The organism is Spirosoma sp. SC4-14 (assembly GCF_037201965.1).
GTDB lineage: Bacteria > Bacteroidota > Bacteroidia > Cytophagales > Spirosomataceae > Spirosoma.
The window spans coordinates 223,771-235,730 of sequence record NZ_CP147518.1 but is presented as its reverse complement, the minus strand read 5'-3'; the positions used below and the strand labels follow the sequence as shown (position 1 = coordinate 235,730).

8 protein-coding genes are annotated in these 11,960 nt (G+C 49.4%); 6 read left to right on the top strand and 2 right to left on the bottom strand.

Translation table 11 applies throughout. The features are described 5' to 3' along the window. Positions 1 to 44 precede the first annotated feature (44 nt). Positions 45 to 1,496, bottom strand: a complete 1,452-nt coding sequence (locus tag WBJ53_RS00930; protein WP_338874171.1) for a DUF1501 domain-containing protein — start codon at positions 1,494 to 1,496, stop codon at positions 45 to 47. 65 nt (positions 1,497 to 1,561) lie between these two features. Then, on the bottom strand, positions 1,562 to 5,095 hold the full coding sequence (locus tag WBJ53_RS00925) for a DUF1553 domain-containing protein (protein ID WP_338874170.1): 3,534 nt from the start codon (positions 5,093 to 5,095) through the stop codon (positions 1,562 to 1,564). A 301-nt stretch (positions 5,096 to 5,396) separates the two neighbouring features. Here WBJ53_RS00925 and WBJ53_RS00920 point away from each other — a divergent pair, with 301 nt between their 5' ends. The 6 genes from WBJ53_RS00920 (at position 5,397) to WBJ53_RS00895 (ending at position 11,874) form a co-directional block, all read left to right on the top strand. Continuing rightward, a complete protein-coding gene (locus tag WBJ53_RS00920) occupies positions 5,397 to 6,647 on the top strand; it encodes an HlyD family efflux transporter periplasmic adaptor subunit (RefSeq protein ID WP_338874169.1) in 1,251 nt (416 codons plus the stop codon). A 10-nt stretch (positions 6,648 to 6,657) separates the two neighbouring features. Next, positions 6,658 to 8,157 (top strand): TolC family protein, encoded by a 1,500-nt coding sequence (locus tag WBJ53_RS00915; protein ID WP_338874168.1) that lies wholly within the window; start codon positions 6,658 to 6,660, stop codon positions 8,155 to 8,157. 80 nt (positions 8,158 to 8,237) lie between these two features. Next, positions 8,238 to 8,966 carry an ABC transporter ATP-binding protein gene (locus WBJ53_RS00910; protein WP_338874167.1) on the top strand — a complete coding sequence of 243 codons (729 nt, stop codon included), beginning with the start codon at positions 8,238 to 8,240 and terminating at the stop codon, positions 8,964 to 8,966. A 57-nt stretch (positions 8,967 to 9,023) separates the two neighbouring features. Next, positions 9,024 to 10,271 carry an ABC transporter permease gene (locus WBJ53_RS00905; protein ID WP_338874166.1) on the top strand — a complete coding sequence of 416 codons (1,248 nt, stop codon included), beginning with the start codon at positions 9,024 to 9,026 and terminating at the stop codon, positions 10,269 to 10,271. Between the two features lie 48 nt (positions 10,272 to 10,319). Then, positions 10,320 to 11,474 (top strand): ABC transporter permease, encoded by a 1,155-nt coding sequence (locus WBJ53_RS00900; RefSeq protein ID WP_338874165.1) that lies wholly within the window; start codon positions 10,320 to 10,322, stop codon positions 11,472 to 11,474. Positions 11,475 to 11,637: 163 nt separating this feature from the next. Then, a complete protein-coding gene (locus WBJ53_RS00895; RefSeq protein ID WP_338874164.1) occupies positions 11,638 to 11,874 on the top strand; it encodes a four helix bundle protein in 237 nt (78 codons plus the stop codon). Positions 11,875 to 11,960: the final 86 nt, after the last annotated feature.

Below are 11,960 nucleotides of genomic sequence, written 5' to 3'. Positions count from 1 at the left end.
CCTAAGTTGAAGAAACAAGATAGCAAATTTGGCGGAACAATTGTCTACACCAGCAACGGTTTCACCACCTTACCATGCACGTCGGTCAGGCGATAGCGACGGCCCTGGCTCTTGAAGGTTAGTTTTTCGTGATCGATGCCCATCAGATGTAGAATGGTTGCCTGAAAATCATGCACATGAACTGGCTCGCGGATAACATTGTAGCCGAAATCGTCGGTTTCGCCGTAGACCAGCCCTTTTTTTACACCAGCCCCGGCCATCCAGACCGAAAACGCACGCGGATGGTGGTCGCGACCGTAATTATCGCGGGTAAGTTTGCCCTGCGAATAAGCGCCCCGGCCAAACTCGCCCCCCCAGATCACCAGCGTATCGTCGAGCAAGCCGCGCTGTTTTAGATCCATAATCAGGGCCGCCGAAGGCTGGTCGACGCTTTTGGTCTGAATCTTAATATCGTTGGGCAAATTACCGTGTTGATCCCACCCCTGATGGTATAGCTGCACAAACTTTACGTCTTTTTCGACCAGCTTCCGGGCCAGCAGGCAATTGGCAGCAAACGTACCGGGCTTTCGGCTTTCGGGGCCGTACATATCGAAAATGTACTCCGGCTCCTTCGATATATCGAGCGTTTCGGGAACGGATGTTTGCATCCGGTAGGCCATTTCGTATTGGGCCATCCGGCTATTAATTTCTGGGTCGAGCACATGCTTGTATTGCTCCTGATGCAGTTTGGTCAGGTAATCGAGCATACGCCGACGGCTGGTTTTGTCGATACCGGGCGGATTGTTGAGATAATACACCGGATCGGGGCCCGACCGAAAAACGACGCCCTGATGTACCGATGGCAGAAATCCATTACTCCAGAGCTTGGCATACAGCGGCTGGTCGCCGTCGCGGCCTTTCGAGAGTAATACCACAAAAGCGGGCAAGTTCTGGTTATCGGAACCCAGTCCATAGCTAACCCAGGAACCAAAACTCGGCCGGCCGGCCTGCTGGCTACCCGTCTGAAAAAAGGTGATGGCGGGATCATGATTGATGGCTTCGGTATGTAACGACCGAACAAACGTCAGGTCGTCGGCAATACGGGCAGTATGCGGTAACAGTTCGCTAATCCACATCCGGCCGGGACCATACTGAGCAAATTTATATTTCGATGCTGCCAGCGGAAATCGACTTTGGCCAGCGGTCATCCCCGTCAGTCGCTGCCCTTTCCGAACCGACTCGGGCAAATCCTGCCCCCACATCGCTTCGAGTTTCGGCTTATAATCGAACAGTTCGAGTTGCGACGGCGCTCCACTCTGAAAGAGGTAGATGATCCGCTTTACTTTGGGCGGGAAATGCGGCTTTCCTACTGGTGGATTTTCGCCGGGAGCCGTACCGCCAAACAAATGGCCCGGATTTAATAGCGAAGCCAGAGCAATAGTTCCCAAACCTGCACTGGTCTGGCCTAAAAACGTCCGGCGACTTAATTGATCGTGTATTTCGTCCTGAATGTCCATTGGCTGGGGCTTGGGGCGGAGGGCGCGGGGCTTGGAGCGGAGGAGTAACCCTTAGCCCTATGCCCTTAGCGTTTAATAATTGCTTCGTCGAAATTCATTATAGTACTCGTCACTACGGTCCAGGCAGCAAGCTCCACCGGATTCCGCGTTTTATCGACCGGGTATTCACCCACCGACAACAGTTCGCTGGCTCGCTTCGGGTTTGTTTTGAAATCGTCGAGCTCTTCAGCATATAACTGCTGTATGAGCTTCACTTCTTCGGGCCGGGCCGGACGACTGATCACCGCTTTGAAGAAATAGTCGATGGCCTTCTCCGCTCCCAAAGAAGGGGTTTGCTGACGCGCCAAATCCTGCTGCGGAACGTCCCCCTTTTGGGGGCGGAGAGGACTCTTCTGAGCCAGCACACGAGCCGCTTCAACAAATTGCGGATCATTGAGCGTTACCAATGCCTGCAAAGGCGTACTGGTTTTCTGGCGTTTCACAATGCACGTATGCCGCTCGGCGGCATCGAAATTGAGCATCATGGGTGGCGGGGAACTCCGCTTCCAGATTGTGTACATTGACCGTCGATATAAACTGTCGCCATGATTTTGCACATATTTTACCGCGTTTCGGGTTGCCAGTGCTTCCCAGATTCCGGCAGGTTGATACGGATGAACACTTGGTCCGCCAACCCGTTGATTCAGCAAACCACTGGCTGCCAGGGCATTGTCTCGCACCTGCTCGGCCGACATTCGGTAGCTGGGACCACGCGACAGAAACACATTGTCGGGGTCGGCCTCCCGCGCTTTTTCCGATACACTGGACGCCTGTCGGTAGGTTGCCGACATTACGATGAGCTTGTGCATAGCCTTAGCATTCCACGCAGAGCCGGGCTGCCCCGTTCCTTCGCGGAAACGTACGGCCAGATAATCTAAAAGCTCAGGGTGACTGGGAAGTGCCCCCTGATTGCCAAAATCATCGCTGTTTTTGGCCAGGCCCTGTCCGAAATATTGCTGCCACATCCGATTAACCATTACCCGGCTGAACAAGGGGTTTTCGGGCAAAAGCAACCATTTGGCCAATCCAAGGCGGTTTTTGGGCAAATCGTCAGGAATTGGCGTCATGCTATGCAATACGGCAGGTGCTACAACCTCGCCGGGAGCATCATAGGCTCCTCGTTTCAACAAGTGGGTTATGCGCGGCTCCGAGCGTTCGTGCATCACCATCACCTGGTCAGAATTAGTGTAGAGCATGATTTGTTCGCCCCTCAGTTTCATAGCCTCGTCAAACTCCCGACGGTAAATCGGGTCCTTGGTTGTTACGTAGTACGTGTACAATCCCGTTCGTTGCGAAGGCGTACGGTTCGAGACTGGCGTACGCAGCGCTGCCGCAAGCGCATCAGGTTGTCCGGCTAGTTTGGGCATTTCCAACGGTGCTAGGCATCGATCATAGATTCGCAGTTCATCGACAGCAAAATCTTTGTAGAAATAATCATGCATTCGGCCCACGTAGAACGAATGTTGTGCCCAGTGCGTGCGGTCTTTACCATAAACAGTACTATGAATCAGGTTGTCGGTCAGGACCTTCGTCCGCATGGGTTTACCATTCAGATATAGCATCAACCCATTGGCTTTCCCCAGGCCATTGTAGGCAAAAGCAACCTGAAACCACTGGTGCACTGGCACTTTATCAATCGATTCAATATCGATTGCATTGGCAGGCCACACGTGGCTAAATGTTAATTTCAATCGCCCGTCGGCCAGCAAATCGAGCTGATAGCCGCGTTGTCCATCCATCGGGCCAGTCGTGCGGCCCATCAACGTAAGTGCCATGTTTGGCTTTGCCAGATTAAACCAGCTACTTACTGTAAATGGCTGATTTTGCTCAAAAACGCCGAAATTTCTGGGCAACTCGATATAGCTATCGCCGGGTAGATAACGTGCTTTACCAAAACGCCCTGGCACAGCATAGGGCACTTTATCGGGATCGCCACCCAACCGCGCCGGAAGCGTATCGTTCACCGTATTTTCAAAGGCATTCCGTGGATCTTTCCAGAGTTCTTCTTTGGTATTACGCCTGGCAACCTCTTTCTTTTCCGGCTTTTTTTCTTCTGGTTTTTTCGACTTAGCTCTGGCTTCCTCTTCTTTTTTGCGGTTTGCCTCTTCCAGCTTTCTTTTTTCGTTCTGCGCTTTTACATACGCACTGATGTCGGTCCGGTCGGCTTCGTCGAAGGTATAATGTGCAATCAGACCCGAATCTATAGTCGATAATGGCCGCTGTTGCGCAGTTGTCAGCCATTTACCGAATCGCTGTTGATAATCGGGTCGGTTTGGATTCAGTTTTTGTTCAAGTGGTGTAAGCTGCTCCCGGATAAATTTCAGTTTGGCATCCGTTTCGGGCTTAGTGAGTGTGATGGTAGGAGCGGCTTCGCCGTTGTAGGGAATCTGGCCCCGGTCGTTGTTGCTATTGAAAAACGCAAAAAGCGAGTAATAATCTTTCTGACTAATGGGGTCGTATTTATGGTCGTGGCAACGGGCGCACTCAACCGTTAGGCCCAGCATGGCTTTCCCAAATGTATTGGTTCGATCGGCAACGTACTCAACTCGGTATTCTTCATCAACAATGCCCCCTTCCTGACTTTGCTGATGATTTCGGTTGAAGGCCGTGGCAATGAGCTGTTCGCGCCGATGGGCAGGATTCGTTGTATTCGGCAACAAATCACCGGCCAGTTGCCAGGTAATAAACCGATCGAAGGAAAGATTTCGGTTGTAGGCACGAATAACCCAGTCGCGATAGGGCCATACCGTCCGAAGGCCATCGTCCTGATAGCCGTGCGTGTCGGCATACCGGGCCACATCGAGCCATTCAACCGCCTGCCGTTCGCCATAGTGTGGGCTTTTCAGTAACCGATCAACCACTTTTTCATAGGCATTGGGCGATTTATCGGCCAGAAATGCATCGACTTCTGCCGGGGTTGGTGGCAATCCGGTCAGGTCGAGACTTACCCGACGCAGCAACGTTGTTTTATCGGCCTCGGGCGCATGAGTCAGGTTGCGGGCTTCCAGTTTGGCCAGCACAAACCGATCGATGTCGTTTTTTACCCATTTTTCGTCCTTGACCTTTGGTTGTTCGGGCATGGTTGGCGCAATGAGCGACCAGTGTTCTTTATACTCAGCCCCCTGCTCAACCCAGCGAATCAGTAACGCTTTCTCTTCGGTGGTCAGACTCAGGTTCGACTGGGGAGTCGGCATCATTTCTTCGGGGTCGGCGCTAAGAATTCGATTTACCAATTCACTTTTAGCCAGATTTCCCGGAACAATAGCCGTATGGCCGCTCTTGGCCAATGCTTCGTAAGCTCCTTCCGGCGTGTCTAACCGCAACCCGGCCTGCTGCTTATTCCTGTCGGGCCCATGACAGGCAAAACACCGGTCTGATAAGATCGGCTTAACATGCAGGTTGTAATCAACTTTTTCGGGGAGTTTAGCCTCAGCGGCTACGATATCGGCAGGTTTATCAATTGAATTCTGACAGGCCGTTAGCCAGATCGACGCACCAAGCAAGCCTATCGTTAAGCTCAGAAGAACGGATCGGGGGCGTATATCAGACCAGACAGACATATAAGTTGAGTAGTTAATAACTATACGATTTCACAAAATTATAACAGGCAATAGCGACTATAGAGTACTATTTTACCCGGTTATCGTTCAATTTTAACGTTTACCGTTCCTCAATGAGTATCGAACTATTGCCAATTTATTCTGACCGCCTATCAAATTACGGATGGTTTGTTTGAAACCGCACTGACTGTGCGAAATCGCACGGCTTTAAAGATAATAAAAATATACAAATACCTAAAAATCAACACTATACATTCTGGTACAGTGTTTGGCATACTACTGGGTATACTTGAATAAAATTATGGATCGTGAATTAGCTCCTGAACTTATTGCCCAGAGCCGCCGAAAGAATTGGTTGATTGGCGGAATTGTCGTGGCTGTTTCAGTAGCCGGGCTTATCTGGTTTAAAAATATTCTGAAAACATCGGTCGAAGCTGCCAAAATCAGAACCGCTATTGCACAAACGGGGCCCGTAGAAAATACAATCAGTGCAACGGGCGAGGTGATTCCGGCCTACGAGCAAATCGTTACGAGCCCCATTCGGGCCAGTATCCGGCGAGTCTTACTCACACCCGGCACTCGCGTCCGGGCTGGTCAGCAAATTCTGGAACTCGACAAATCGCTGACACAGATCGAATACGAAAAAATTGCCGATCAGCTTGCCCTCAAGCAAAACAGCATCGAGCAATTACGACTGAAACTGAATAAAAATCTGTATGACGCCGATATCAATGATCAAATTAAATCACTGACCATCAACAAACTCAAAGCCGAAGTCAGTGATGCCAATCGATTATTGAAAGTGGGCGGCCAAACACCTGAAGACGTTACCCGAGCCGAAAATCTCCTTCAAATTGCACAACTGGAAAAGAAGCAACTGGAAAACGACTTGTCCTATAATCGACAATCGATGAGCGCCAGTTTGAAAGAATCTGAATTACAGGCACAAATTGAAGCCACCAACCTTAAGGTACTGGCTCACAAATTGAAACAGGCCGATATACTAACCGACCGGGCCGGGGTGCTTACGTGGGTAAACGAACACGTTGGGTCGGCGGTGAGCGAAGGAGAAATGCTGGCACGGTTAGCCGATCTGGGTAGCTTCCGGGTCGATGGCTCCTGCTCCGACATCTACGCCGAACAGGTGAAAGTTGGCCAGCCCGTTATTGTAAAAATCAACGAAACATCGCTCCGGGGCCAGATTACCCAGATAAAGCCTGCCGTTCAGAACAGTGTCTTACAATTTACTGTCGAGCTGGACGATAATCATAATGCCATCCTGCGCCCTAATCAGAAAGTTGAGGTATTCATTGTCACGAATCGGGTATCGAAAGCCGTGCGGGTAGCCAATGGTCCGGCTTTCAAGGGCAAGCGGAAGCAGTTTGTGTATGTACTGACGAGTCCGAATATAGCTACGCGCCGGGAAGTTGAACTGGGTGTTTCAAGTTTCGACTGGGTAGAGATCAAAAGTGGCTTACAGCCGGGCGAAAAGGTCATTCTGACCGACCTGAGCGAATACGAACACCTGGAACAACTAACGATCGAAAAATAATGAACGCGCAATGAAAAAGCTTATACTCTTTCTGCTGTGCGCTCAGTCGGTTCTGGCTCAGACACAGCAGCTCACCCTCGATGATGTTGTGCAACTGGCACAAGACCAGTCGATAGCCGCCAAACAGGCCGCAACGCTCCAAAAAACCAACTACTGGAAATACCGTACGTTTCTGGCCGATTTTAAACCCCAGTTAAGTCTGGATGGATCATTGCCCAGCTTTACGCGTTCGTTTGTGCAGGTAACCCAGCCCGACGGCACAGTTGCTTTCCAGCCTGTTTCGAACAACAACTCGATTCTGACGATGTCGCTGACTCAGAACATTCCGCTAACGGGCGGATCGATCTTTATCCAGCAGCAGCTACAACGGTTCGATAATTTTCTGAATAGCAGTACGCTCTATAACGGAATACCGTTTGCCATTGGCCTGACACAACCTTTGTTCCGATTCAATCAGATGAAATGGGATCGCCGGACCGAACCGCTCCGTTACGCCGAAAGCAATCAACAGTACATTGAAGCCCGCGAACAGGTGGCGCTCGATGCTACCGGTTACTATTTCGATTTGCTGGTGGCACAGGTAAACCTGCAGATTGCTGAAACAAACCGCACCAATAACGATACGCTCTTTAAAATTGCGAAGCACAAACTAGAACTGGGAAAAATCTCACAAAACGATTTGCTACAGCTTCAGTTGAGCGTACTTAATGCCCAGAAAGACCTGGCATCGGCCCGCCAAACGGCCGAAGTAGCTTCGCTAAAACTCCGGTCCTATCTAAATATAAACAATACAACCGGAAGCCAGCAACGGTTTGAGTTAGCGATACCTACACAGTTAAGCGATTTTTCGGTCGACATCAATCAGGCATTGAGCGAAGCTTTTGCCAACCGCTCGGCTGCGATCTCGTATAAACGACAGCTATTGGAAGCCGACCGGGATGTGGAGAAGGCCCGAAAAGAAAATGGCCTCAATGCCAGTTTAAATGCCGCTTTTGGTCTATCGAACCGAGGCAATCGGCCCAGCGATGTATATGTTCAGCCGCAGGATCGGGAGTTTGTCGAAATCCAGTTTACGCTTCCAATTATGACGTGGGGGCGAGCCAAAGCCCGAACCGAAACCGCGCTGGCCAATCAGCAACTGGTCGTTCAAACGGTTGAACAATCCAGACGCACCTTCGAACAGCAGATTTATACGCAGGTAACCTTACTGGACATGCTGCGCCAGCAGGTAAAACTAACCGCCGAAGCCGATCAGATTGCCCAGCGTCGCTATCAGATTGCCCAGGACCGATTCAAGCTCAGCGACCTGAGTGTAACCGATCTGGGTATTGCTACCCAGGACAAAGACCGCGCCCGTCGCGATGCTATTCTGGCCCTTCGCGACTACTGGCAGGCTTTCTATACACTTCGCTTATTGACACTATACGATTTTGAAACAAATAGCCCCCTAACCCCCAAAGGGGGAAAAGCGGTCGCACCCTATTTTTCACCTTTAATAAAAGAGAATTAACATAGCCCAATTGCTCATTCAACCTAAAAATCTCCGTACCTCAGGGAGTAAAACTCCCCCTTTGGGGGCTGGGGGCTATTATGATCACGCTCAAAAACATCGAAAAAGTGTATCGGACCAGCAGTATCGAAACCCTGGCCCTGACCAACGTCAACCTCAGCGTTAGTGCTGGCGAATTTTTGTCTATTATGGGGCCAAGCGGTTGCGGGAAATCGACCCTTATGAACCTGATGGGGTTGCTCGATGCCCCCAGCAAGGGCAGTGTTGAAATCGGCGGACAGGCCGTAACCCAGTATCGCGACAAAGAGCTGGCGCATTTACGGAACCAGAAAATTGGCTTCATTTTCCAGAGTTTCCACCTCATTAACGACCTGTCGGTACTCGACAATGTCGAAATTCCACTGCTCTACCGGAAAGGGGATGCCACGGGCGCATCGCGCCGGGAGCTGGCCCGACAGGCCCTGGAACGCGTTGGCTTAAGTAACCGCATCAAGCATTTTCCGAATCAGCTATCGGGCGGGCAAAAGCAACGGGTAGCCATTGCCCGCGCCATTGTGGGTCGACCCGATATTATTCTGGCCGACGAGCCAACAGGTAACCTCGATAGTGCAATGGGCAACGAGATTATGGCCATTCTTCAGCAACTCAATACCGACGGAAGCACCATTGTGATGGTAACGCACGACGAATCGATGGCCAAACGAACGCATCGGCTCGTGCGGCTATTCGATGGTGCCGTTGTGGGCGATTCCAGCATGGGACCAGCCGCCCGAAACCCAGGAAAATTAATAATGAAAGATGAATTATAAAGGATGAGTACTCTTTCATTCATAATTCATCCTTTATAATTCATCTTTCAGAAAATCATGCTAATCAATTATATAAAAATCGCCTGGAAGGTACTGCTACGGCATCCGTTCTATACCTTCATTACTCTTTTCGGCATTAGCCTGACGTTAACCGTACTGATGGTACTGACGTCGTTTCTGGACCATATTTTCGGAACGCATTACCCAGAAACCAGACGCGATCGGTCGCTCTATATCATGCAGATGAGTCAGCGTGATTCGGCCCGATCGGGTCAAAGTTCAGGTCCTATGAGTTTTAAGTTTTTGACCGATTACGTTAAAACGCTAAAAACCCCCGAACGCTCAACGATCTCTACCTTTATCAATAGCTCTAACGCCTATGTGGGATCGCAGAAAATAAAACTCAATACCAAGTTTACCGATGCCGACTTCTGGCGCGTCAACGAATTTGACTTTCTGGAAGGCAAACCGTATAACGAACAAAACATTGCCAATGGAGAATATGTGGTTGTGATTACGGATGATCTCAAGAAACAGTATTTCGAAAATACGACGGAGTCGGTTATTGGTAAAGACATTGAAATCGAAAACATTCACTACAAAGTTATTGGGGTTGTCCGGAGCAGCCCCATAACGCGTCCATTCACTTATTCCGATGTTTATTTTCCCTACACGGCTCCCAAAAGCAACTATCAGCGTGGGGGGATGCGGGGTGGCTACGTATGCGTTATTCTGGCCAAAGACAAATCAGATCTGAAAGCCATTCAGAGCGAGTTCCAGAGCCGGATTAGCCAGATTCCAGTACCGGGCGTACAGGATGGCTTTAAGTACTACTCACTCGAAGTCAAGTGTGAACCTTACGCGAAAAACTTTATCGATACAATCATGGACGGGGGCCCTGGCCTGAAAACCATATTGTTCGGCATAATCGGATTTGTGCTGTTTATGCTACTGGGACTACCGGCTATTAACCTGGTTAATGTGAACGTTAGTCGGATTATGGAACGAGCTTCGGAAATTGGAATTCGGAAAGCCTTCGGCGCGCCCGTACGAACGCTTGTTTGGCAGTTTATCGTCGAAAACATTTTTATCACGTTTATCGGCGGTACTATAGCCTTAATTCTGACGCTGCTTGTCATACACATGATCAACATCAGTGGCTGGATTCCCTATGCCGACCTGACCATTAATTTGAGCGTATTCCTGATCAGCCTGCTCGTCTGTCTGGTTTTTGGCTTTTTATCGGGCGTTTTACCGGCTCTGCGAATGTCGAAATTAAACATTGCCGAAGCGCTTAAGGGCTGAAGAGCGGGGCACTTCGCGCCGATTTAAACCATTCAACCAAGTTATATCATGATAAAGCATCTGTTTAAATTAATCTGGAATAAGAAGAAGACCCATACCCTGCTGATGGTGGAGATCTGGGCTTCGTTTATGGTCCTTTTTGGGTTGGCCACACTGATTGTTGTCAATGTCGGAAATTACCGCCAGCCCATAGGGTTTACCTACGACAACGTTTGGGCAATAGGCCTGAAAAGCAATCAGGACACAACCCAGGTTGCCGATAAACTGCAACGGGTAGTACAACGATTAAAGGCTTATCCTGAAGTAACATCGGTTTCCCGAATGAGCAGTAACTTTCCTTTTTCTGCGAACCAAATGAGCAATGGGATCGAGTATAACAAGCGACGGGTTGTGGCCGATTTTTATGTTGCGGATGAAAATTTTGCCAAAACGCTCGAAATTCCAGTGAGTCAGGGCAATTGGTATCGGGATGCCGATAGTGTAGGCAAATACACGCCGGTTGTTATCAATCAGAAAACGAAAGAAGGACTTTTTGGCGATGAAAATCCAATGGGCAAAATCATCGACAATCGATTTAAGGTGGTTGGTATAATCGACAATTTCAAAGCCAAAGGCGAATTTATGGTCAATAAGCCTGCCATTTTCGAACTGCTCAAGGTCGATGCCATCTGGAACGATACGGTTCTGATAAAAGTAAAACCAGGAACTGATGCCGTTTTTGAAGCACGGGTCGTGAAAGACGTTGCCTCGATGCTGAAAGACTGGAGTGTAGAAGTCGACTACCTGAAAGACTCCCGCAAAAACCAGCACAATCTGGTCCTCGTCCCCGTTATTATAGCATCCATCATCAGTGGCTTTTTGCTCATCAATGTTGCATTAGGTTTATTCGGCGTTCTGAATTTAAGTATTGCAAAACGTCGGGGTGAGATTGGTCTGCGCCGGGCAGTAGGTGCCACTGAAACGGGTATTTCGACTCAATTCATTGGCGAAATCTGGGTACTGGCTACGTTTGCCATGTTCATTGGTTTGATCTTCGCGGTTCAGTTTCCGCTACTGAACGTTTTCGATTTGCAATCTGAGACCTATGTTACGGCTATAATCGTAGCCATCCTCATTATTTATGCCATCGTAACACTTTGTGCGCTATTCCCAAGTCGTCAGGCTTCTACAATCCAGCCTGCGGTGGCGTTGCATGAGGAGTAGGGTAGGGCGAGGGATGCTGCGCGCTGGGAGGTTGCAAGGTATTGCAGGGTAGAGAGTTAGGGTTGCAGGGGCGTCGGGGAAAGTATTAGCTTTGTTTCGTACACCGTAACTCTTATTGACTATATTAAGAAGTTTTCGTTTTGAAGGGTTAGAAATCTGGCAAATGAGTATTCAAATAGGTGATAAGTTGTTCGACATTGCCGAAGGCTCTGCTACAACGACGCCCAACGAATTCCGGCAGTTTTTAAACTATGCCCGCCGTTCTTGTTATGAATGCGCCAATATTCTGGTAGTTATTCAACGACGCAACCAAATAACTGAAGGAGTCAAACAAGATCTGTTCAATGAACTTGCTAATCTGAGCCGCAAAATCTACAACTTCCAGCAAACCATTCATTAACACAAACCCCACAATACCCCGCTCTCCCCTGCAATACCCTGCAATACCCTGCAACCTCCCCGCTCAAAGCATCCCCTTGCCCTCTT